The sequence below is a fragment of the Stutzerimonas stutzeri KOS6 genome (assembly GCF_000307775.2).
Taxonomy (GTDB): Bacteria; Pseudomonadota; Gammaproteobacteria; order Pseudomonadales; family Pseudomonadaceae; genus Stutzerimonas; species Stutzerimonas stutzeri_B.
Map to the genome: position 1 here is coordinate 904,362 of NZ_KK020675.1, position 22,024 is coordinate 926,385.

Genomic DNA, 22,024 nt, shown 5'->3' on the forward strand with positions numbered 1-22,024 from the left:
GAAGCCGGCGAAATGCCGGCTTCTTGATGCGTGCATGAACCTCAGCTCTGTACCAGGTGCACCACACGCTGCGGGAAGGGAATGCCGACCCCGGCGGCGGCCATGCGCTCCTTGACCAGCTCGGTGAAACCGAACGTCACCGGCCAGAAGTCCTCCGTCGCCACCCAAACGCGCAAGGACAGGTTCACCGCGTTGTCACCCAGGCCGGTAACGAACACGACCGGCTCGGGGTCGCGCAGCACACGCGGATCTTCGGCAATCTCCAGCAGGATCTGGCGCGCCAGCTTGATATCGCTGCTGTAGTCGATGCCGACATTGATGTCGGCGCGGCGCCGAGGCTCGCGAGAATAGTTGGTGATATGCCCGTTCGACAGCGCGCCGTTGGGCACTACCACGGTCTTGTTGTCAGCGGTCTTGAGTACCGTGTGGAAAATCTGGATGGAGTTGACGGTGCCGCTGACACCCTGCGCCTCGATCCACTCGCCAACGCGAAACGGACGGAACAGCAGGATCAGCACGCCACCGGCAAAGTTCCCCAGGCTGCCCTGCAACGCCAAGCCGATGGCCAGGCCGGCGGCGCCGATCACCGCGATGAACGAGGTGGTTTCCACACCTATCATCGACGCTACGCTGATCAGTAGCAGCACCTTGAGCGCTATGCTGGCCAGACTGCCGATGAAGCCATGCAGGGTCGGGTCGACCTTGCGACGCTGCAGCAGGCTGCTGACCTTGCCGGTCAGCGTATTGATCAGCCACCAGCCGAGCAGCAGCGTCAGCAGGGCAAGCAGAACCTGTGCACCGTATTGCAGAACCACGGGCAGCCAGGATTCGGAAAGATCGACCAGATAGTCGACAGAGAGGTCCATGAAAATACTCCTTCGGGGATCGGTGCCGGCAGGCCGGACACCGATAACAGCGGGGGGATAGAACATGCGCCGCGGCGCAGCGGGAATCAGTCGCGGAAGTTGTTGAACTGCAGAGGCATTCCGAACTCATGGCCACGCAGCAGGGCAATGGCTTCCTGCAGATCGTCGCGCTTCTTGCCGGTCACGCGTACCTGTTCACCCTGGATCGCGGCCTGCACCTTGAGCTTGGCGTCCTTGATGTACGCGACGATCTTCTTCGCCAGCTCCTTGTCGATGCCTTCGCGCAGCACGGCTTCCTGCTTCATGGTCTTGCCGGAAGCGTAGGCGTCCTTGATTTCCAGGCACTGGATATCGATCTTGCGCTTGACCAGACTCAGCTTGAGGAGCTCCAGCATCTGTTCCAGCTGGAATTCGGCGTCTGCCGTCAACTGCACGGTCAGGTCCTTCTGCTCGAAGCTGCCTTTGCCACGCAGGTCGTAACGTCGATCCAGTTCCTTGATGGCGTTATCGATCGCATTGGTGACTTCGTGCTTGTCCAGTTCGGACACCACGTCGAACGAGGGCATGATATTCCTCCACTTAACTGAAGCGCGACGGACCGCATGAGCCGAGCGCGCATGTCTTGACGGTATGAAAGCGCAGTCATTATAACGCTTAGACGTGTCAGCGCCCGCCCTACGGCCTGGAGTGACAGGACGCCCCAACAATTGATCGAGCGCGCCATGCCCAACCCTCACCTGAGCATCCTCGTCGTCGATGACGCCAAGTTCTCCAGCGTCATGATCGGTCGCGCACTGAGCAAAGCCGGCTATCAGGATATCCGCTTCGCCAGCAGCGCCGCCGACGCGCTGGCGCAGCACGCGCAACGCCCCGCCCACGTCCTGCTGGCGGACTGGCTGATGCCGGAGATGGATGGCCTCGAACTCACCGGACAGATTCGCCAACGTGATGCCGCGAGCGGTCACTACAGCTACATCATCCTGTTCACCGGGCGCGACAGCGAGAACGCCCTGGGCCAGGCGTTCGATCATGGCGTGGATGACTTCATCAGCAAGTCGGCGATGAGCGAGCAGCTGCTGCCGAGAATCTTCGCTGCCGACCGGCTATGTGCTTCCCTGCAGCGCCTGAAGCAGGAAAACCATCAGCTGGCTGAAAGTGTCGCCAGCCTGGAGCAGCAAAGCCTGCACGATCCGCTGACCGGACTGGGCAACTGTCGCTACCTGCATCAGCGCCTGGCGGCCAGCCTGCGGCAAATGGAAAATCGAGGCAGCGCGCTGTACTACCTGCAGATCGGCCTGGCGAATGCCGATGCGCTGCGCGAGCGCCACGGCGAAGAACTCTACGCGGAGATCCTCTGCGCCATTGCCAGCCGCCTGCAGCAGCTCGTCCGCCCCCTGGATGTGGTGTGCCGGATCGATGACAGCCAGTTCGGCCTGCTGGCGCAGGTCAGCGACCTCAAGAGCTGCTCACCGAGCAGTTTCAAGCGCCTGCACGAGGGCCTGAATCTGCGTGCAATGAAGACCAGCGAGGGCTTCGTCTCGATCAAGGCGGGAATCAGCCTGATCACCCTCGATATCGATGCGCTGCCCATCACCCCCCAGACCATCATCGAACGCGCAGCGAGCCTGCTGCCGGACGCCTACAGCACCGGCCGCATCGTCCCGTTGCGGCTGAAGCAGTCGGTATGAGCCGGTGACCTGGCACATCCTCGGAGCGGGTGCGCTCGGCAGCTTGTGGGCCACGCGCCTGGCGCGCGCCGCTGTACCGGTACGGCTCATCCTGCGCTCGGCGCAACGCCTGGGCGAGTATCAACGCAGCGGCGGGCTCAATCTGAAAGAGGACGGCCGCAGCAGCGTGCAGCGGATACCGGCGGAACTGCCCGACACACCCGTCCCGATCGAACGGCTGCTGGTGGCCTGTAAGGCCTATGACGCCGAGGCGGCCATCGCCCAGGTGGTATCTCGTCTCGTGCCCGGTGGCGAGATACTGCTGCTGCAGAACGGCCTCGGCAGCCAGCAAGCGATTGCCGAGCGCTGGCCTCAGGCGCGCTGCATCTTCGTATCGAGCACGGAAGGTGCCTATCGCGAGGCCGACTTCAGCGTCGTGTTCGCCGGCCGCGGCCAGAACTGGCTGGGCGACCCCGGCGGGGGCGACGCGCCGTCCTGGCTGGATGAGCTGGAGCGTGCCGGTATTGCGCATATATGGAGCAGCGACATCCTCACCCGGCTCTGGCGCAAACTCGCCCTGAACTGCGCCATCAATCCGCTTAGCGTGCTCCACGACTGCCGCAACGGCGAACTGCTGCAGCATCGCGAACAGCTCGACGCGCTCTGCGAAGAACTCGGCGAACTGCTCGAGGCCAATGCATCGGCAGCCGCATGCGACCTGCAAGTCGAGGTGCTGCGGGTAATAGAAGCGACGGCCGCGAACTACTCGTCAATGCATCAGGACGTTCGACTTGGCCGCCGCACGGAGATCGCCTATTTGCTCGGCCACGCCTGTGCCACGGCCGACAGCCTGGGGTTACCGGTGCCAAAGCTGCGCGAGCTGCACCGCCGACTCTGCGAATACCTGCGCCAGCGTGGATTGCCCACCCACTGAGGCGCGGCTACCCTGCTGAGACCTCTGCTGCAGCGTACCCGCCAATGATCCTGCGCCAACGCCTCGAAAACCTGCCGGTCGGCCGCAAACTGTTGCTCGCCCTGCTGGTGTTGCTGGCCGCCGTCCTGCTGGTGTCCAACCTCACATTCATCAGCGCGGCCTACTGGATCTCGCGACAGAGCGTGGCGCCGCAGGCCATGCACACGCTTGGCGAGTTGTTCGCGACGGAACAGCTGAGCACCCGCGCGCTTTCCTCACCGGAAGCGGCCAGCGCCTTGCTCAAGCGCCTGGACGGTTACGCACCGCTGCGTGCGGCTGTCATCTATGACCGCAACGGCAACAGCCTGGCGCAAGCTCAACAGGGCGATCGCCTGCTCCTGCCGGAAAAGCTGAGCGAGGTTGCCCACTGGCGCGCCAGCGAGATCCGCGCCAATCTGCTGGTCCGGCTGCCGCAGCCGGACGGCAGCGCTGGCCACCTGCTGATGGTCGCCAGCAGCGAACTGCCAGGGGCCTTCTACACCGGCACGCTGACCGCCAGCCTGGCGATCCTGGTGGTCAGCCTGCTGCTCTGGATCCTGGTCGCCAGGCAGATCCGCCAGCTCATCACCCGCCCCATCCGGGATCTCGAGGCGCTATCGCGTCAGGTCACTCGGGAAGAAAACTATTCCCTGCGCGCCAAGCCCGGCAACCAGGACGAGATCGGCCGTCTGGCAGACGCATTCAACACCATGCTTTCGCGCATGGAAGCCCGCGAGCAACAGCTCAAGCGCGCCCGCGACGATGCCCAGGAGGCTTTCGATCACGCCCAGGGCCTGGCCGAGGAAACCCGCCATTCCAATCGCAAGCTGGAGCTGGAAGTCCAGGTGCGCAGCAAGATCGAGCAGAAGCTCACCGGCTTTCAGAAGTACCTCAACAGCATCATCGACTCGATGCCCTCGGCACTCATCGCCCTCGACGAGCAGCTGTACGTCACCCAATGGAACCAGGAAGCCAGCGCGCTTTCCGGCACGCCGCTGGACGATGCCCTGAACCAGCCGGTATTCGTCGCCTTCGAGCCGCTGAAGCCCTTCCTCGCGCGGATTCGACGCACCTCGGAGCAGCATGTGGTGGAGAAGATCGAGCGCGTCACCTGGCTGCGCAACGACGACCCGCACCACTACGCACTGACCTTCTACCCGCTGACCGGTGTCGGTGGCCGCGGCGTGGTGATCCGTATCGACGACATCACGCAACGCATCAACATGGAAGAGATGATGGTGCAGTCGGAGAAGATGCTTTCGGTAGGGAGCCTGGCGGCCGGCATGGCCCACGAGATCAACAACCCGCTCGGCGCCATCCTGCACAACGCACAGAACATCCGCCGCCGGCTGTCGCCGGAGCTCGAACGCAACCGGGACGCGGCTGACGAGACCGGTGTGCGGCTGGAGGCGGTCAATCAGTATCTGCAGCGTCGCGAAGTGCCGCAGTTGCTCGACGGCATCCAGCAGGCCGGCTCGCGCGCAGCGAAGATCGTCAGCCACATGCTCAGCTTCAGTCGCATGAGCAACCGCCAGCTGGCCGACTGTCATCTGCCGATGCTGATCGACCAGGCGCTGGAGATCGCCGGCAACGATTTCGCTCTGATGGAGGGCTTCGACTTCAAGGCGATCGACATCGTTCGTGATTTCGATCCGCAGATCGACCGGGTGCCCTGCATCGGCAACGAACTCGAACAGGTCCTGCTCAATCTGCTGAAGAATGCCGCCCAGGCCATCCACACCCACCAGGGCGAGGCTCCCGGCCAGATCACCCTGCGTACCCGGCTGAATCCGCCATGGGCCGAGATCCAGGTGGAGGACAATGGCGGCGGCATCCCGGAGAATGTCCGCAAGCGCATCTTCGAGCCGTTCTTCACCACCAAGGAAGTCGGCCAGGGAACCGGGCTGGGTCTTTCAGTCTCGTATTTCATCATTACCAACAACCATCAGGGTCAGATGGAGGTGCAGTGCCAGCCTGGCCATGGCTCCACCTTCACCCTGCGCCTGCCACTGAGCTCGCCCGGCGAGCCGACGGCGGCATGAACCAAGGAGCAGATACATGGGCAATAGGCTGTCGAAGATCTACACACGTACCGGCGATAGTGGCGAAACCGGCCTCGGCGACGGCCGCCGGGTTGCCAAGGATCACCCGCGCGTGGAGGCCATGGGTGAAGTCGACACGCTCAACAGCCAACTCGGTCTGCTGCTCGCCGAACTGGCCGAGGTTCAGTTGCAGTGGCCCGCTCTCGACGAGCTGATCAGCGTGTTCGGCCCCTGCCAGCACCGCCTGTTCGATCTCGGCGGCGAGCTGGCGATGCCCGACTACCAGGCTCTCCAGCAAGTCGAGATCGAGCGACTGGAGCAGGCCATCGACCGCTGGAATCAGGAACTCGGCCCTCTGAAGGAGTTCATCCTGCCGGGCGGGTCCCGGCTGATCGCCCTCGCCCACCTGTGTCGCAGCATGGCGCGTACCGCCGAGCGCCGCTGCCAGCAGCTGAATGCCAGCGAAACACTGCGCCCGGTGCTGCTGGCCTACCTGAACCGGCTTTCCGATGCCCTGTTCGTCGCCGCTCGCCTGATCGCGCGTCGCCAAGGCTGCGGGGAGATTCTCTGGCAGCCCGCCTCCACGGCAACCGCAGCGGATGAATGAGAGGACCGTAGAGCAACTGGCACGGCGCCGCGACGGGCTGCACGCCGCCTGGGAGGCGTTCATCGTCCTGCTGGCGTGCCTGAACCTGGCACTGATCCTGTTCGACAGCCTGTTCGCCCTGCAACCGGTCAATACCGCCCTGTCCAGCCTGCTGCCAAGCCTGCACGACACCTATCAGCAGAAGGTCCACCACAACTTCCAGTACATCGACCTGGCCTTCGTGGCAGTCTTCGTCCTCGATGTACTGCTCGGCTGGACGGTAGCCCTCTTCGAACGCCGCTATGCACGCTGGTATTACTACCCCTTCGCCCACTGGTACGACGTGCTCGGCTGCATCCCGCTGGCCGGGCTGCGCTGGCTGCGGGTACTGCGCGTCGGTGCATTGCTGATCCGCCTGCAGCGGCTGGGCCTGATCGACATGCGCGGCTGGGCCATCTACGGCCTGTTCAGCCGCTACTACTACCTGCTGATCGAAGAGCTTTCCGACCGGGTCATGGTGCGTCTGTTCGGCCGTCTGCAACAGGAGATCGGCGCCAGCGATGACCTGTCCCGCCGGCTGCTGCAGGAGGTGGTCCGGCCTCGCAAACAGCGCTTGCTTAGCGATATCTCGCGGCGCCTGCGGGGCATGCTGGAAACCGGCTACCGCGACAATCGGGGCGCCATCGAGGGCTACGTCAGCCAGTTGATCCACCAGGCGCTGCAGGACAATCCGGAGCTGCACAAACTGCGCCGGCTGCCGCTGGGCAACCACCTGGCCAGGACGCTGGACGACGCCCTCGGCGACATCGCCGCGCGCCTCCTGCAAGGCGCCGTCGAAGGTCTGCGCGGTCCGCAGTTCCAGGCACTGGCAGGCAATCTGGCTGACGAGTTTTTCGACGCCTGGGTGTATCAGGACGAGCACACCGATCTGGCGCTGGAGGAGTTGCTGGTCGACGTCATCGAGGTCCTCAAGCAGCAGGTGCTCGATCGTCGCTGGAGCCGCTTCGTCGGTCCATCGCCTGCGCCGACACCACCGGAGTGAGTGCGCTCACAATGCTTTCGTGTGCGCCGCAGGCCTAAGCACAGCGCTTGCAAGGCCGCGTGTACAGGCTTTCTGCTGCCCGGATGCAGCGCCGACACCTCACCCGTCGGGCCTCGCTGCGCTCACCCAGGCTACTGCTCGTCGACCGCCTTGAAGCCGGCGCCGGACTTTTCCTCCAGACGTGCACCGATGACCATTTCGGTGGCCCAGTCGACCAGGATGGTGGTGTAGGCCTTCTGACAGTGCTCGCCGCTCAGGGCATGGTCGGCGCCATCGATGATGCGATGGGTCAGCGAATGGGTGTTCTGGAAGGCCGCGCGGTAACTCATGATGGTTTCGTGGGGCACGAAGCTGTCGTGCTGCGACTCGACGATCAGCACGTCGCCGCGGAACGCCGCGCAGGCAGCCAGGGCTCGGTTCTCTTCCGGCATCACCCGGCGGCTGCGCAGCTGATTGAGCACCAGGCGGTCCAGTTGCCGCTTGGGCAGATCCCAGTCGTCGTCGCGGTACAACGCGGGCACGCGCAGCGCCAGCCACTTCACCCGCCGCAGCGAGGTCAGAATGGCTGCCAGGTAGCCACCATAGCTGGTTCCCACCACGGCGATCGCGGAGGGATCGATATGCGGATGCCGGGCGAGCAGATCGTAGGCAGCCAGCAAGTCGTCGAGATTCTGCTCGCGCGTCACCGTTTCCTGCTGTGCACGGGTTTGCGCATGCCCGCGCAGGTCGAACGACAGGCAGATGCAACCCAACCCGGCAATGCCTCGCGCGCGCGCCAGATCGCGTTGCTGGCTGCCGCCCCAGCCATGAACGAAGAGCACGCCGGGCATCTTCGCCGGCGGGGAGAGGAAGGTACCGGCGATATGTTCGTCGCCGACCAGGATGTCCACCGTCTCGCTATGGGTCGCCATATGCCTCCACCATTACGCATTTGGTGATGAAGCCAACCTCGATGTCCTCATCCCGGTAAAGCACGCTGGCTCCGGCCGGTACGCGCTGCTGCTGGCCATAGAGTTCGAGCGAAGACGCCCGTACGGCCCGTCCCGCCGCCCCCTGCTTGAAGATTTCCAGCGCGGCGATCTCTGCGCTGCTGGCGCCGCCGATACGCCAGGACTGTTCCAGCACGCCGGACCTTGGCTGGCCGCGGCCGTCGATGCCCTGAGCGATGTCATAGTTGCGCCTCGATGCGAAGAACTGTCGATAGCACGCCGAGGCCGCCTCGTCGTATACCTGAGCCTGGCTGACCGCCAGGCGAGTGGTTTCCGACAGATCGAGCGCCAGCAGCGCTTCGAAATCGCCATCGACCACAATCAGGTCGGAGCCGCCATACACTTCGTTGCCGGCATTGTCCTGGGTAAGGCGCTGCGTACCGTAGTAGCTGGCCAGGCGACCACCTACCCGAACCTGGCCAACGCTGAACGTGGTGACCCGGTCCAGATTCGCCTCCAGAACCAGCCCGTAGTGCGCCAGCTCGCGCTCGTCCAGTGCAGACAGCGCCTGGTCGAGCGAATCAGCATCGTTGATCCGTTGCTGGCCCCTCCCGCCGGTGGCACGTACCGGCTTGATCCGCAACGGCCCCTCATGCAGCAGTCGCCGTCCTGCATCTCGGGCATCGTCCAGGCTGAAGGCACTGTAGCCGGCGAGTACACTGCCCTTGACCCGAGCGCTGAAATCGCGCGACCAGCCGACCGGAGCGACGGCATCCGGGCGCACCAGAGGGTGGGTGATGGCCTTGGTTTCGACGAACGCCTGCGGCACGACACCGCCGAACAGGTCGTCTTCCTCGCCCAGTCCCAGCGCCCGGGCTTCGTGCAGACCGATCACCGTACCAGAGGGTACGAGGTACGGCTGGGCATCATAGCGGCGAGTCGGATCGTAGTCGCCGCCATAGCTCAACCCCAGCAGGGCAGCCAGGCGCTCGGCCAGGGCGGCATGGACGACTCTTTCGTGCTGCGGCTCGCGGGGCCGGTTGGCATAGGTCAGTACGACCCTGCGCGAATTCTGCAGGGTTTGCGCATTCATCATTTCGTGGACAGCTCCATGGACTGCTCGACATGCGCGCCCGGAGCCTCCTGGCCATCGCGAGCGCTCGCTTCCACCTGAGCCGTAGCACGGTGTACCGGAGTAGACCTCAGGCACGGCGCAACGATCCTCGCGTACAGGCAAACGTCCCGGCCGCCCAGGAGAATGCAAAAAGGGGAGCAGCCTGACGGCTGCTCCCCCTTCGTTCAGCTATGCACCGATCAGGCCGGTGCGGAGGTGCGGATCAGGTGATCGAAGGCACTCAGCGAGGCCTTGGCGCCTTCGCCCACGGCGATCACGATCTGCTTGTACGGCACCGTGGTCACATCGCCGGCGGCAAAAACGCCGGGGATGCTGGTCTGGCCCTTGGCGTCGACGATGATCTCGCCGAAGCGCGACAGCTCCAGGGTGCCCTTGAGCCAGTCGCTGTTGGGCAGCAGGCCGATCTGCACGAAGATGCCTTCCAGTTCGACGTGGTGGGTTTCTTCGCTGGCGCGGTCCTTGTAGACCAGGCCGGTGACTTTCTGGCCGTCGCCCTTGACCTCGGTGGTCTGCGCCATCTTCAACACGGTGACGTTGGGCAGGCTGTTGAGCTTGCGCTGCAGCACGGCGTCGGCGCGCAGTTGCTCGCCGAATTCCAGCAGGGTGACGTGGGCGACGATGCCGGCCAGGTCGATGGCCGCTTCCACACCGGAGTTGCCACCACCGATCACCGCCACACGCTTGCCCTTGAACAGCGGGCCGTCGCAGTGCGGACAGTAGGCGACGCCACGGCCACGGTATTCCTGCTCGCCGGGCACGTTCATTTCACGCCAGCGCGCGCCGGTGGCGAGGATCAGGGTCTTGGCCTTGAGCTCGCCGCCGTTCTCGAACTGCACGCGATGCAGGCCGTCGTTGCCGGCCGGGATCAGCTGGCTGGCGCGCTGCAGGTTCATGATGTCGACGTCGTACTCGCGCACATGTTCTTCCAGCGCGCGGGCCAGTTTCGGGCCTTCGGTTTCCTTCACCGAAATGAAGTTCTCGATGGCCATGGTGTCCAGCACCTGGCCACCGAAGCGCTCGGCCGCGACGCCGGTGCGGATGCCCTTGCGCGCCGCGTAGATGGCCGCTGCGGCACCGGCCGGGCCACCGCCGACCACCAGCACGTCGAAGGCGTCCTTGGCCTTGAGCTTCTCGGCATCACGCGCGCTGGAGCCGGTGTCGAGCTTGGCGAGGATCTCTTCCTCGCTCATGCGGCCCTGGGTGAACAGCTCGCCATTGAGGTAGATGCTCGGCACGGACATGATCTGGCGCTTTTCCACTTCGTCCTGGAACAGCGCGCCGTCGATGGCGACGTGCTTGATGTTCGGATTCAGCACCGCCATCAGGTTCAGTGCCTGAACCACGTCCGGGCAGTTCTGGCAGGACAGCGAGAAGTACGTCTCGAAGCTGTAGTCACCGTCGAGCGCCTTGATCTGCTCGATCACCTCGGGTGCGGTCTTCGACGGATGACCGCCGACCTGCAGCAGGGCCAGCACCAGCGAGGTGAATTCGTGGCCCATGGGGATGCCGGCGAAACGCAGGCTGATGCTGCCGCCGATGCGGTTGAGCGAGAACGACGGCCTGCGTGCATCGTCGCCGTCGGTCTTCAGGGTGATCTTGTCGCTGAGGCCGGCGATGTCCTGCAGCAGGCTCAGCATTTCCCGGGATTTTTCGCCGTCATCGAGGGACGCGACGATCTCGAAGGGCTGGGTGACCTTCTCCAGGTAGGCTTTCAACTGGGTCTTGAGATTGGTGTCCAACATGAGCAGCGGTACCCCGTTCGGAATTCAGGAAATAAAACGCCCGGACGGTTCACGTCCAGGCGTTGGGTTGCCAGAGGAGCAGTGACAGCTCCTCCAGCACGCAGGGCAGATAGGCGAAGCCTTAGATCTTGCCGACCAGGTCCAGCGAAGGAGCCAGGGTCTTCTCGCCTTCTTTCCACTTGGCCGGGCAGACTTCGCCCGGGTGAGCGGCGGTGTACTGAGCAGCCTTAAGCTTGCGCAGGGTTTCCGATACGTCGCGAGCGATCTCGTTGGAGTGGATCTCGACGGTCTTGATCACGCCTTCCGGGTTGATCAGGAAGGTGCCACGCAGAGCCAGGCCTTCTTCTTCGATGTGCACGTCGAAAGCACGGGTCAGCTGGTGAGTCGGGTCACCGATCAGCGGGAACTGAGCCTTGCCGACGGCCGGCGAAGTTTCGTGCCAGACCTTGTGCGAGAAGTGGGTATCGGTGGTGACGATGTACACCTCGGTACCGGCCTTCTGGAACTCGGCGTAGCTGTTGGCAGCGTCTTCGATTTCGGTCGGGCAGTTGAAGGTGAAGGCAGCCGGCATGAAGATCAGCACGGACCACTTGCCCTTCAGGGACTCTTCGGTGACTTCGATGAACTTGCCGTTGTGGAAGGCATTGACTTTGAACGGTTGAACTTGGGTGTTGATCAGGGACATCTGCTAACTCCTTTAGGGGTTCAGAAAACTAGGGGTTCAGAAAACTTTGACGGGGCCTACGATAACGCAGCCAGCAGCATACCGTTAATTGATTAATGGAATAGCGCCAATTGCCTTTATCTATCGCAGAAACATTTAATCATGTGTCGCCAGCTCAGTACGACAACCGCAGTGACCGGTGATGGCGCCAGCGGTTCAATCCGGCCAGAGCGAGCGGATCGCCGCAATACCTTGCGCACCGACTTCGACGGCACGCTCGACGTCTGCACTACCCAGACCACCCAGCAGGTAGACCGGCTGGCTGAAGCCTAGCAGCAACTCGGCGACACGGGGCCAACCCAGCGGCGTCGCATCGGGATGGCTGGCCGTCGCCTGCACGGGCGACAACGTGACGAAATCTACCCCCAAGCGGGTGGCCAGTTCCAGCTCCTCGGCATCGTGACAGGACGCCGCGAGCCATTGCCGGCTCGTTACTGGCCGGCCGTGCCCGGCATACTGCCTGAGCTGTTCGGCCGTCAGATGCCAGCCCGCATCAGGAAAGTCGGCCATCCACTCCAGCGGCCCCTTGAGCATGAGTTGTGCCCGACCGGCACACAGGGCAAGCGCCTTCTCGGCCAGCAACCGATAGTCACCGGACGAAAGCGATGGCCCGCGCAGCTGGATCAGACGAATCCCCTGGTCCATGGCTCTGCACAGCCCGTCCAGCAATCGCTGGCCAGCAAGCCCATCCGGGGTCACCAGGTAATGCTGCGGCAGGCGCGCCGCCGCCACGATGGGCCGATTGGCGTCCGGGAACCGGTAAGAAACGAGAGCATCGGCCGCCACCCACATCAGCGGCTGGCCCTCTACGCCGTGCGGCTCGCCAGTGAAGCCGGTTACTTCCCAGACATCCAGCAGCACATGCTTGTCCGGGTAATCGTGGCGCACCTGGATCAGAGGGCGTGCAGCCGTGACCACGATATCCAATTCTTCCAGCAGTTCGCGCGCCAGCGCTGCCTCGACCCGCTCACCAGCCTCGACCTTGCCTCCGGGAAACTCCCATAAGCCGCCCTGATGCTTGTCCAGCGGACGCTTGGCGATCAGGACGCTTCCAGCGACACCGCGAATGACGGCCGCGGCGACATGAATACGCTTCACACTCGCACCTCCTGCAGAGCAGCTTGATGCCAGCACTGCAAGGCTGGCCACTTTGGAATGGTCTCGACAGCGCTCGCAGCCGTCCCTGGCAGGGCCGGCCGATAGTTGCGCAGGCGCGGTGACGCGTAGAAGGCATCGGCACCGGACAGCTCCAGGGCCAAGGCTGCGCGCAACGACCAGGGGGCAGGCTGATTCTTGTCAGCGACCGCCGTTTGCAGAGTCATGTGTGCCAATGCGCCTCGGATGGCGTTCAGGTAAATCAGCGGACGTTAAGAGCCAGGGGCGCGAATGGCAAATCCCCGTCGCCCATGGGCCATGCACGACGGGAGCGATGGTGATCAGGTCCGGTATTCGGCGTTGATCTTCACGTACTCGTGCGACAGGTCGGTGGTCCAGATCGTCTCGCTGCAGTCTCCACGTCCGAGCTCGATACGGATGGTGATTTCCTCACGGGCCATTACTGCCGCGCCCTGCTCTTCGGTATAGCTGGGCGAGCGACCGCCCTGGCTGGCGATGCAGACCTCACCGAGGAACACGTCGATCTTGCTTACATCCAGGTCAGGCACGCCGGCATAGCCGACGGCGGCGAGGATGCGCCCCCAATTCGGATCGGAGGCGAACAGAGCGGTCTTGATCAGCGGTGAATGGGCCACCGCATAGGCCACGTCCAGACACTCCTGGTGATTGCCGCCGCCGTTGACCTGCACTGTGACGAACTTGGTCGCGCCTTCACCGTCGCGGACGATGGCCTGCGCCACCTCCATGAAGACCTCCAACACCGCCTGCTTGAGCTTGCCGAACAGCTCGCCGGCCGCCTCGGTGATCTCGGGCAGAGCGGCCTGGCCAGTGGCGATCAGCATGCAGCAGTCGTTGGTGGAGGTGTCGCCGTCGATGGTGATCCGGTTGAACGACTTGTTCGCCGCATCACGCACCAGATCCTGCAGTACGCCATCGGCAACCTTGGCGTCGGTGGCGATGTAGCCAAGCATGGTCGCCATGTTCGGACGGATCATACCGGCGCCCTTGCTGATGCCGGTGACGGTGACGGTCACGCCGTCGTGCTGGAACTGCCGGCTGGCGCCTTTGGGTAGTGTGTCGGTGGTCATGATGCCGACAGCGGCTTCGGCCCAGTGGTCCGCCGCCAGGTCATCGAGAGCGGCCTGCAATGCCGACTCGATCTTCTGCACGGGCAGCGGCTCGCCGATCACGCCGGTGGAGAAAGGCAGCACGGCCGTCTCCTCGACGCCGGTGATGGCCGCGAGCGCGGCACAGGTGTGCCGGGCATCAGCCAGTCCCTGCAACCCGGTGCCGGCGTTTGCGTTGCCGGTGTTGGTCAGCAGGTAGCGCACCGGGCCATGCATGCGCTCACGGGTGATGAGCACCGGCGCAGCACAGAAGGCGTTGGTGGTGGTCACCCCGGCGATGCGCGAGCCCTCGGCACAGCGCATCACCACCACATCCTTGCGGCCCGGTCGCTTGATGCCGGCCGAAGCGATGCCGAGTTCGAAACCGGGTACCGGGTGCAGCGTGGGTAAAGGACCAAGACCGACAGGCATGGATGCGCTCCTTCAGACAATGGGTGGCCAACAGGCCAAAAAGGGGAATGCGACAAAAACGCCGCGAGCGGCAGAGGCCGGTCGCGGCGCGGAATTACCAGGCGAGCGCGTCTTACTGGACCTGCCCGTGGCAATGCTTGTATTTCTTGCCCGACCCGCACGGGCAAGGCTCATTGCGACCGATCTTGGGTTCGGTCCGCACCGGAACCGCGGCGACATCGGCCTGCCCCTCGACCTCGGCTTGCTCGTCCGGCTGATCCAGGGCGGAAACCTCGGCGTGCTGGAACTGCATGCGCTTGGCCAGTTCCTCGGCCTCGCGGCGCAGACGGGCTTCTTCTTCGGCCGGATCTTCGCGACGAACCTGCACATGCGAGAGCACGCGGATGCTGTCGCGCTTGATCGACTCGAGCAGATCCTGGAACAGCGTGAAGGACTCGCGCTTGTATTCCTGCTTCGGATTCTTCTGTGCATAGCCGCGCAGGTGGATGCCGTGGCGCAGGTGATCCATGGTCGACAGGTGGTCTTTCCAGAGGTCATCCAGTACACGCAGCACGATCTGCTTCTCGAAGGTGCGCAGCGCTTCGATGCCAGCCAGCTCTTCCTTCTCGTGGTAGGCGGCCAGCAGCGCTTCGAGGATCTTCTCGCGCAGCGTCTCTTCGTAGAGCTTCTCGTCTTCGTCGAGCCACTGCTGGACCGGCAAGCGCGTACCGAAGTCGCTGTAGAGTACCGCTTCGAGGCCGGCGATATCCCACTGCTCCGGCAGCGATTGCGGCGGAATATGCGCGCTGATCGCGGCATCCAGCGCTTCCTGACGGAACTCGGCGATGGTCTGGCCGATTTCATCGGCCGCCAGCAGGCTGTTGCGCATGTGATAGATCACCTTGCGCTGCTCGTTGGCCACGTCGTCGTACTCGAGCAGCTGCTTGCGCATGTCGAAGTTGCGACCCTCGACCTTGCGCTGCGCCTTTTCGATGGCATTGGTGACCATGCGGTGCTCGATCGCCTCGCCCGATTCCATGCCCAGCGCCTTCATGAAGTTCTTCACCCGGTCGGAGGCGAAGATGCGCATCAGGCTGTCTTCCAGCGACAGGTAGAAACGGCTGGAGCCCGGGTCGCCCTGGCGGCCGGCACGACCGCGCAACTGGTTGTCGATACGACGCGACTCATGCCGCTCGGATGCAATCACATGCAGGCCACCCGCTTCGAGCACCTGCTGATGACGCTTCTGCCAGTCCGCCTTGATCTGCGCGACCTGTTCTTCGCTGGGGTTTTCAAGCGCTGCGACTTCCACTTCCCAGTTGCCGCCGAGCAGGATGTCGGTGCCACGGCCGGCCATGTTGGTGGCGATGGTCACCGCGCCCGGCCGACCGGCCTGGGCGATGATTTCGGCTTCCTTGTCATGGTGCTTGGCGTTGAGCACCTTGTGCTCGAAGCCTTCGGCCTCCAGCAGGCGCGAGACGTACTCGGATGATTCGATGGTCGCGGTACCGACCAGCACCGGACGGCCCTGACTACGGCATTCCTTGATGTCGGCGATGATCGCGGCGAATTTCTCTTCCTGGGTCAGATACACCAGGTCGTTGAAATCCTTGCGCGCCAGCGGTTTGTTGGTCGGGATGACCACCACCGGCAGGTTGTAGATCTGCTGGAACTCGAACGCCTCGGTGTCGGCCGTTCCGGTCATGCCCGCCAGTTTCTTGTACAGGCGGAAATAGTTCTGGAAGGTGGTGGATGCCAGCGTCTGGCTTTCCGGCTGGATCTGCAGCCCTTCCTTCGCCTCGATGGCCTGATGCAGGCCTTCGGAAAGACGACGGCCCGGCATGGTGCGACCGGTGTGCTCGTCGATCAGCAGCACCTGATTGTTCTGCACGATGTATTCGACGTTGCGATGGAACAGCTTGTGAGCCCGCAGACCGGCGTAGACATGGGTCAGCAACCCCAGGTTGTGCGCCGAATACAGGCTCTCGCCCTCGGCCAGCAAACCAGCCTGGGTCAGCATCTCCTCGATGTGCTGATGGCCCTGCTCGTTCAGCTCGACCTGACGCGTCTTTTCGTCGACCGTGAAGTGCCCTTCCTGCGTGACGACGCCCTCCTCTTCCTCGATATGCTGCTTGAGGCGTGGAATGAGCAGGTTGATCTGCTGGTAGAGCTTGGAGCTGTCTTCGGCCTGGCCGGAGATGATCAGCGGCGTGCGCGCCTCGTCGATGAGGATGGAGTCGACTTCGTCGATGACGGCGAAATTGAGCTCGCGCTGGTTCTTCTCTTCCAGGCTGAACGCCATGTTGTCGCGCAGATAATCGAAGCCGAACTCGTTGTTGGTACCGTAGGTGATATCGGCAGCGTAGGCGGCGCGCTTTTCTTCCGGCGGCTGGAACGGCGTGACGATGCCGACCGTCAGGCCGAGAAATTCATAGAGCGGGCGCATCCAGTTGGCATCACGACGGGCCAGATAGTCGTTGACCGTAACCACGTGCACGCCCTTGCCGGCCAGTGCATTGAGATACACCGCCAGGGTCGCGACCAGGGTCTTGCCTTCACCGGTGCGCATCTCGGCGATGCGACCTTCATGCAAGGTCATGCCGCCGATCAGCTGAACGTCGAAATGGCGCATGCCCATGACCCGTTTGCCGGCTTCGCGGCACACCGCAAAGGCTTCGGGAAGAATCTGGTCGAGGGTTTCGCCTTTCTCGAGACGGGCCTTGAACTCTTCGGTCTTGAGGCGCAGTTGCTCGTCGGAGAGCGACAGCATCTGCTCTTCGAGGGCATTGACGGCCTGCACCGCCTTGAGCATGCGTTTGACTTCACGCTCATTCTTGCTTCCAAAGAGTTTCTTCAATAAAGGCGCAAACATATCGACAAGGACTTCCATGCTGGGGATGGAGGCACGACCGTGGAGCTCACGGCTACGTGCAAAGCGGCCATTCTACTCGGAATCGGCAGTGAGGAAAGCCGCCTGACTGCGCAGCACAGTGACGCGGCAAGCGGCACTGTCACCCGGCAGCCCGGTTACCACCCGGACCAGAAGAGGCACCACGGGGCCGGGCCAACCGCGAGCTGAAACGCCCCCGGCTCGCCTGCATCGGCCAGGCTATGGTTCGTGGGCTTCTGCTACCATGCGAGGCCAGCCACCGAACCACGGACCATCATGGCCTTTCGCCCGTCGCCCGCCCGAGCTCCCGCCGCGTTGTTGCGCGAAGCGAAGCCGCTGCGCGCGCTGTTCGGCGAGGCCCTTCGGCTTGACCACCTGCAACGGTTGTTGGAAAGCCAGCTGCAACCGGCCGCCCGCGAGCACTGTCGCGTGGCGTCGTGGCGCGAAGGCTGCCTGCTGCTGATCGTCACCGATGGCCACTGGGCCACTCGCCTGCGCTATCAGCAGCGTCGACTGCAGCGACAGCTGGAAGCGCTCGAGGCGTTCGCCGGCCTCACGCGTATCCAGTTCAAGGTACAGCCCCCTCCCCCTCCGCGGCACACCCCGGCGCGCACGCAACCACTTTCCAGCAACGCGGCCGACAGCATTCAGGCCGCCGCGCAGGGCATTCGCGACCCCAGGCTGCGCGCGGCCCTTGAACGCCTGGCCAGTCATACCAAAGCAGAGGACTGACATCCGCTGCCAATGCACGGGCCAGCGTTACGCACTTGCTGCCATCACGGGTTAGCATGGGTGCCACCGCGACGGAGGTCCCTCATGCCAGTTAGCCACCTGTGCGCCGGAGTCCAAAGATGCTGATCGGCGCGTTGCTCATCCTCACCTGGCTGGCGCTGCTGATCCGCTACCCTTTCAGGGCCGTGCCCATTTCGCTGGGCGCCGTGCTCGGTCTCGCGCTGGTCGCCGGCTGGGTACTGTGGCAGGAACATCGCCTGGAGCAGTTGCTCTCGCGCATCGAGATCAGCCTGTCCTATGACACGCAGCGCTGCCCCGGCGCCCGACCGCTGCTGGTACGACTGCACAACCACACCGACGAACCCTTGCGGCGCCTGCAATGGGAGGTGGCGGCCTATGCCCCGGGCTCGCGCACCAACCTGGCGCGAAGTGCCTTCGACGCACCAGCCTATCAGGGCCCCGGCGACCTCCAGCCCGGTGCCAAATGGGAGTCCTGCCTGCCACTACCGCTGCTGCGCAGTGGCTATCGTGGCGCCACGCTCGAGTTTCACGCTGAACGCGTGCAGGGACAGTTCGCCCGCTGACGAGGAATTCCTGCATCCATGAGGCTATCAATCCGGGCCGCAGCCGCTTATGCTGTACATATAAACAGTATCAATCTGCCAATGACCGAGGTGGTAAATGGCCGTCGAAGTGGTGTACCGCAGCAGCAGGGACCTGGAGCGTCTGTTCATGGATAAAGCCGAAGCCGATCGTCACGACAAGATGCTTGAACTGGCCGAGGCGCTGGCAGCTGTCATGCAGCAGGCCTCTCCGTCCCTCAGTGAGCAGCAGGCCGAAGACATCGGCATCTACATGGCCAGGCACCGCGAACTGTTCGCCAAGGCCTTCAAGAGCAGCCCTGAAGCATTGTCAGAGCTGCTCGGTGAAGCCTGAAATCGACCGCACCGACATGCGGCCTTCTGCTGCAGCATGACGACCCGGAAGGGGGAAACTTGTGACTGCCAGCCGGGTCCATTGCTGGCATTCCCCCTGAAACAGGTGCCCAGGCATGACGAGTCCATTTCAGAAAATCAGTGATGTGTTTCGTCCGCGCTACAACGTCAACTTCAGCATCGAGAAGCCCGACGGCAGCATCCTGCTGACCCTGACGGGTGCTCAAGGCGTTGCCGTGAAGCGTTACATCAGCACCGAGCAGTGGCAGGATCAGCAGCAGTTGCAGCGGCTGATCACCAGCCTGCAGTTCAGTCTCGCCATCGAGCACGGAGAGCAGCCGCCTCGATCAGCGCAGACGCTGCAGCCCGCCTCGCTGTAGTGGAGCCAACCGGCTGCAGACCTCCACGGATCAGCACGTCGAGTGATAACGACAAGAACGCATCTGCTGGCCCATGTCTCGTGCCTCGTAGCATCAGAGCCAGGACAACGCCTTGGCCTTCGCCACCGCCTGCGTTCGACGCGCCACGCCAAGCTTGGTATTGATCCTGCGCGCATGGGTCTTGACCGTATGCAGCGAGATGAACAGCTGCTCGGCAATTTCCTGATTGGAGCAACCCTGAGCGATAAGCCGCAAGACGGTGAGCTCCCGATTGCTGAGTACCTTTTCATCGGCTGTCGCCAGCGTCACTTCCGGCTCACGTTCGTACTTGAGCAGCCTTTGCCTAAGTGACTCCCCCTTCCCGGCCGTAGGCAGGGCGCGCGCCAACCACTGCGACTGTCGATGGTGCAGCTCGTACAAGGGCTTGACCAGTTGCTGGCGCGCCGCCTGACCCAGCGCAAGGCGCAGCTCCACCTCGGCCTCGGCGGACTGCCCGTCGGCCTGGAGCGCCTCGGCCAGGCTGAACCGGCATTCGCACGCCAGCCCCAGGCGCTGAGCTCGCAGATTCTGCTCGATCTGCTCGCGCAACGCGGTGATCGCCCGGCTCGGATGCCCCTCCAGCATGTCGATGACCGCCAGATAACGCCGCAGCCTTGGCAGCAGTTCGTAGAACCCGGACGGCGCCAGATAGCCCCGGCCATCGTAAAGTTCCAGTACCTGGCATAGCGCACCGCGAGCCTTGCGCAGCTCCCCCTGATGCAACCACGCCACGCCATTTATCAGCGGCAGGATGCCGCGAAAACGTGACTCCGGGACGTGTCGCCACTGCGACAGCCGCTCGGCATCACGCAACCAGTGATAGGCGCCAGCAAACGCCTGATTGCGCGCCGCCAGCTCTGCAAGCCCGACATAACCAAAAAAACAGTATGAATCGCCACAGGTTTCCGTCTCGACCTTGCCGAGCCGGTAGGCATCCTGCGCCTGCTCATCCAGCCCCTGATAAGCCAGCAGATGCCCCTGCAAAAGCTGCAGACGGCCGATCAGCGGACTGTGTCGCACCGCCTCACGCAGGACCTGAAGCGCTTCGCTCAGCACGCCGACCGCGCGTTCGAACTCCCCCGTGAGTTCCAGCAGTTGAATGCGATCGACGCTGAGCATCATTTCGTAGAGCACGCTGCCCTTCAGCCGCGCCAGCTTCATGCCCTCGCTGTTGTACTGCTGGGCCAGCTCCAGCTTGCCTTCGGACATCGCCTGCTGAGTCAGCACCTGGTAGCAAAGCACACGCTGTGCCCAGGCGTGATCGGACAGCACTTCCAAGGCTTGCAGACAATGCTCACGCGCTTCAGGCTCACCCCGAAGGCGCGCGAGAAAGCCGCGCAGCGCTTGCCACTGCGCCAGCAACTGAGCCTGTCGGCGGGCATCGGGCTGCGGAAAGAACTTGGCCAGCTCGGCCAGGCATTCGCCCACCTCGTCGAGGCGTGCCGAGATGATCAGTGCCCAGCCCTGCAACACGATCAGTCGCGTAGTACTGGCGAACAGGTCCTGTGGTAGCTCGCTTCGCCATTTGAGAAAGCGCGACACGTTGTCACCGATCAGCAGCTGTTCCTGGCCGTAACGCTGCAGGAAGTTGGCCGCCACTTCAGGCTGCCCAGCCCAGAGCGCATGCTCCACCGCCTCGCGCATCTCGCCGCGACTGGCAAACCACTGACAGGCACGCAGATGCACCTGAGTCGGCGCCACGGTTTCGACCGAGCGCTGCAACATCAGCGCCAGCGGCTTCCACAGGCGAAACCACTCGCCGCAGTTGTCGATTTGCCGAATGAACAGCTGGCGAGTCTTGAGCACATCGAGAATCTCGCGGCCAACACCGTCGAGCACATGGTCGCAGAGCTCTGCCGAGAAACGAGGCATTCGCGCGAACGCCGCCAGCGCACGACGCACATCATCACTGAGCCCGGTCACCACCTCGCGCTGAACGTAGTCACGCAACAATGGCGTACCGGCTACCAGGCGCTCGCGCAGTGCCTGTTCATCGGCGTTGAGCAGCATCAGACAAACACCGGCAGGCCATCCTTCCATGCCGCGATGCAACTGCTGGAAACAGTCAGGCGAAAGCACCATCCGATGCGCGCCGAGCACCTGCCCGAGCTCATCCTCGGTGAAGGCAAGCGCTTCCGCCTCCAACTCGAACAGATGCCCCTGCAGCAGAAGCCTGGGCAGCTTCCAGGCCGGCTGGCGGCGACTGGATACCCACCAACTGACTAGGGCAGGCCCCATATCCAGCAGCATGTCGAGACAGGCATCGAGCGCCGGATCGCAATCCCGAGGATAGTCATCGAGCATGATCCACAACGGCTGCCGCACACGCCGCACCAGTGCCAGCATGGCCTTTTCCGCATCCCCTTCGCCCGCCTCCGGCTCCCCCAGAGCAGCACTGAGCTGGTCATACAGCATGGCCACCGTGCAAGCCCGTCCGCCAAGGTCCAGCCAGATCAATCGTGTGCCAGCGGGCACAAGCCGGGCACATTCGCTCATCAGTACGGTCTTGCCGAAGCCTGCCGGCGCGCAGATCAGACGTAACCTACAGTCGGTTTCGAGCAACGACCGAACCAGCCGCGGACGCCCGATATGCACAGGGGGAAGCCTAGGAATCGACGCCAGTTGCTCTGCGGCAGCTGCCTCTGCACTGAGCGCATCAGGAATGAAGCGTACGGACATGGCAACGGTTCTCTTATTTGAATCAGTCCATTGAAACACAGCGCGGCGCTT

19 protein-coding genes are annotated in these 22,024 nt (G+C 63.5%); 9 read left to right on the top strand and 10 right to left on the bottom strand.

Going from position 1 to position 22,024, the window contains the following annotated elements; all coding sequences use genetic code 11:
* Positions 1-41 precede the first annotated feature (41 nt).
* Together B597_RS28170 and B597_RS28175 are read right to left on the bottom strand one after the other, a co-directional pair.
* Positions 42-866, bottom strand: coding sequence for a mechanosensitive ion channel family protein (locus B597_RS28170; protein WP_003294619.1), 825 nt, complete (start codon positions 864-866; stop codon positions 42-44).
* Positions 867-952: 86 nt separating this feature from the next.
* A complete protein-coding gene (locus tag B597_RS28175; RefSeq protein ID WP_003294618.1) occupies positions 953-1,432 on the bottom strand; it encodes a YajQ family cyclic di-GMP-binding protein in 480 nt (159 codons plus the stop codon).
* 156 nt (positions 1,433-1,588) lie between these two features.
* Here B597_RS28175 and B597_RS28180 point away from each other — a divergent pair, with 156 nt between their 5' ends.
* From B597_RS28180 to B597_RS28200, 5 genes are read left to right on the top strand one after another with little or no spacing between them, the layout of a single operon-like run.
* On the top strand, positions 1,589-2,554 hold the full coding sequence (locus B597_RS28180) for a GGDEF domain-containing response regulator (RefSeq protein WP_003294616.1): 966 nt from the start codon (positions 1,589-1,591) through the stop codon (positions 2,552-2,554).
* 4 nt (positions 2,555-2,558) lie between these two features.
* A complete protein-coding gene (locus B597_RS28185; protein WP_024161722.1) occupies positions 2,559-3,467 on the top strand; it encodes a putative 2-dehydropantoate 2-reductase in 909 nt (302 codons plus the stop codon).
* Positions 3,468-3,511: 44 nt separating this feature from the next.
* Entirely contained in the window at positions 3,512-5,527 is a 2,016-nt protein-coding gene (locus B597_RS28190) for a sensor histidine kinase (RefSeq protein ID WP_003294615.1), read from the top strand.
* A gap of 16 nt (positions 5,528-5,543) precedes the next feature.
* The gene (locus B597_RS28195; protein WP_003294614.1) at positions 5,544-6,134 is read left to right on the top strand and encodes a cob(I)yrinic acid a,c-diamide adenosyltransferase; all 591 of its coding nucleotides are present in this window, start codon (positions 5,544-5,546) and stop codon (positions 6,132-6,134) included.
* A complete protein-coding gene (locus tag B597_RS28200; RefSeq protein WP_003294612.1) occupies positions 6,127-7,155 on the top strand; it encodes an ion transporter in 1,029 nt (342 codons plus the stop codon). Before B597_RS28195 ends, B597_RS28200 begins: the two co-directional genes overlap by 8 nt.
* A 131-nt stretch (positions 7,156-7,286) precedes the next feature.
* Here B597_RS28200 and B597_RS28205 read toward each other — a convergent pair whose 3' ends face one another.
* From B597_RS28205 to secA, 7 genes are all read right to left on the bottom strand, one after another.
* Positions 7,287-8,066: an alpha/beta hydrolase family protein gene (locus B597_RS28205; RefSeq protein ID WP_003294610.1), complete on the bottom strand. Its 780-nt coding sequence runs from the start codon at positions 8,064-8,066 to the stop codon at positions 7,287-7,289.
* Entirely contained in the window at positions 8,053-9,180 is a 1,128-nt protein-coding gene (locus B597_RS28210; protein WP_003294608.1) for a DUF3182 family protein, read from the bottom strand. Before B597_RS28210 ends, B597_RS28205 begins: the two co-directional genes overlap by 14 nt.
* 218 nt (positions 9,181-9,398) lie before the next feature.
* The gene (gene ahpF / locus B597_RS28215) at positions 9,399-10,961 is read right to left on the bottom strand and encodes an alkyl hydroperoxide reductase subunit F (protein WP_024161723.1); all 1,563 of its coding nucleotides are present in this window, start codon (positions 10,959-10,961) and stop codon (positions 9,399-9,401) included.
* A 121-nt stretch (positions 10,962-11,082) separates the two neighbouring features.
* Entirely contained in the window at positions 11,083-11,646 is a 564-nt protein-coding gene (ahpC, locus tag B597_RS28220) for an alkyl hydroperoxide reductase subunit C (protein ID WP_003294604.1), read from the bottom strand.
* Between the two features lie 195 nt (positions 11,647-11,841).
* The gene (locus B597_RS28225) at positions 11,842-12,783 is read right to left on the bottom strand and encodes a Nudix family hydrolase (protein WP_003294603.1); all 942 of its coding nucleotides are present in this window, start codon (positions 12,781-12,783) and stop codon (positions 11,842-11,844) included.
* Positions 12,784-13,121: 338 nt separating this feature from the next.
* Positions 13,122-14,339, bottom strand: a complete 1,218-nt coding sequence (gene argJ, locus B597_RS28235; RefSeq protein ID WP_003294600.1) for a bifunctional glutamate N-acetyltransferase/amino-acid acetyltransferase ArgJ — start codon at positions 14,337-14,339, stop codon at positions 13,122-13,124.
* Positions 14,340-14,451: 112 nt separating this feature from the next.
* Positions 14,452-17,190: a preprotein translocase subunit SecA gene (gene secA / locus B597_RS28240; RefSeq protein WP_003294598.1), complete on the bottom strand. Its 2,739-nt coding sequence runs from the start codon at positions 17,188-17,190 to the stop codon at positions 14,452-14,454.
* Positions 17,191-17,484: 294 nt separating this feature from the next.
* Here secA and B597_RS28245 point away from each other — a divergent pair, with 294 nt between their 5' ends.
* The 4 genes from B597_RS28245 (at position 17,485) to B597_RS28260 (ending at position 19,255) form a co-directional block, all read left to right on the top strand.
* A complete protein-coding gene (locus B597_RS28245) occupies positions 17,485-17,940 on the top strand; it encodes a DciA family protein (RefSeq protein ID WP_003294596.1) in 456 nt (151 codons plus the stop codon).
* A 119-nt stretch (positions 17,941-18,059) separates the two neighbouring features.
* Positions 18,060-18,524 carry a hypothetical protein gene (locus tag B597_RS28250; protein WP_003294594.1) on the top strand — a complete coding sequence of 155 codons (465 nt, stop codon included), beginning with the start codon at positions 18,060-18,062 and terminating at the stop codon, positions 18,522-18,524.
* Between the two features lie 97 nt (positions 18,525-18,621).
* Positions 18,622-18,876, top strand: a complete 255-nt coding sequence (locus B597_RS28255; RefSeq protein WP_003294592.1) for a YebG family protein — start codon at positions 18,622-18,624, stop codon at positions 18,874-18,876.
* 115 nt (positions 18,877-18,991) lie between these two features.
* Positions 18,992-19,255, top strand: a complete 264-nt coding sequence (locus tag B597_RS28260) for a DUF3509 domain-containing protein (RefSeq protein WP_003294591.1) — start codon at positions 18,992-18,994, stop codon at positions 19,253-19,255.
* Positions 19,256-19,348: 93 nt separating this feature from the next.
* Here B597_RS28260 and B597_RS28265 read toward each other — a convergent pair whose 3' ends face one another.
* Positions 19,349-21,973, bottom strand: a complete 2,625-nt coding sequence (locus B597_RS28265) for a LuxR C-terminal-related transcriptional regulator (protein WP_024161725.1) — start codon at positions 21,971-21,973, stop codon at positions 19,349-19,351.
* Between the last annotated feature and the right edge of the window lie 51 nt (positions 21,974-22,024).

What these genes read in the sequence shown, in the direction of transcription:
- ahpC (WP_003294604.1), bottom strand. Translation starts at nt 11,646, where the DNA reads ATGTCCCTGATCAACACCCAAGTTCAACCGTTCAAAGTCAATGCCTTC.
- secA (WP_003294598.1), bottom strand. Translation starts at nt 17,190, where the DNA reads ATGTTTGCGCCTTTATTGAAGAAACTCTTTGGAAGCAAGAATGAGCGT.
- argJ (WP_003294600.1), bottom strand. Translation starts at nt 14,339, where the DNA reads ATGCCTGTCGGTCTTGGTCCTTTACCCACGCTGCACCCGGTACCCGGT.
- B597_RS28245 (WP_003294596.1), top strand. Translation starts at nt 17,485, where the DNA reads ATGGCCTTTCGCCCGTCGCCCGCCCGAGCTCCCGCCGCGTTGTTGCGC.
- B597_RS28190 (WP_003294615.1), top strand. Translation starts at nt 3,512, where the DNA reads ATGATCCTGCGCCAACGCCTCGAAAACCTGCCGGTCGGCCGCAAACTG.
- B597_RS28265 (WP_024161725.1), bottom strand. Translation starts at nt 21,973, where the DNA reads ATGTCCGTACGCTTCATTCCTGATGCGCTCAGTGCAGAGGCAGCTGCC.
- B597_RS28205 (WP_003294610.1), bottom strand. Translation starts at nt 8,066, where the DNA reads ATGGCGACCCATAGCGAGACGGTGGACATCCTGGTCGGCGACGAACAT.
- B597_RS28170 (WP_003294619.1), bottom strand. Translation starts at nt 866, where the DNA reads ATGGACCTCTCTGTCGACTATCTGGTCGATCTTTCCGAATCCTGGCTG.
- B597_RS28195 (WP_003294614.1), top strand. Translation starts at nt 5,544, where the DNA reads ATGGGCAATAGGCTGTCGAAGATCTACACACGTACCGGCGATAGTGGC.
- B597_RS28255 (WP_003294592.1), top strand. Translation starts at nt 18,622, where the DNA reads ATGGCCGTCGAAGTGGTGTACCGCAGCAGCAGGGACCTGGAGCGTCTG.
- B597_RS28200 (WP_003294612.1), top strand. Translation starts at nt 6,127, where the DNA reads ATGAATGAGAGGACCGTAGAGCAACTGGCACGGCGCCGCGACGGGCTG.
- B597_RS28180 (WP_003294616.1), top strand. Translation starts at nt 1,589, where the DNA reads ATGCCCAACCCTCACCTGAGCATCCTCGTCGTCGATGACGCCAAGTTC.
- ahpF (WP_024161723.1), bottom strand. Translation starts at nt 10,961, where the DNA reads ATGTTGGACACCAATCTCAAGACCCAGTTGAAAGCCTACCTGGAGAAG.
- B597_RS28260 (WP_003294591.1), top strand. Translation starts at nt 18,992, where the DNA reads ATGACGAGTCCATTTCAGAAAATCAGTGATGTGTTTCGTCCGCGCTAC.
- B597_RS28175 (WP_003294618.1), bottom strand. Translation starts at nt 1,432, where the DNA reads ATGCCCTCGTTCGACGTGGTGTCCGAACTGGACAAGCACGAAGTCACC.
- B597_RS28210 (WP_003294608.1), bottom strand. Translation starts at nt 9,180, where the DNA reads ATGATGAATGCGCAAACCCTGCAGAATTCGCGCAGGGTCGTACTGACC.
- B597_RS28250 (WP_003294594.1), top strand. Translation starts at nt 18,060, where the DNA reads ATGCTGATCGGCGCGTTGCTCATCCTCACCTGGCTGGCGCTGCTGATC.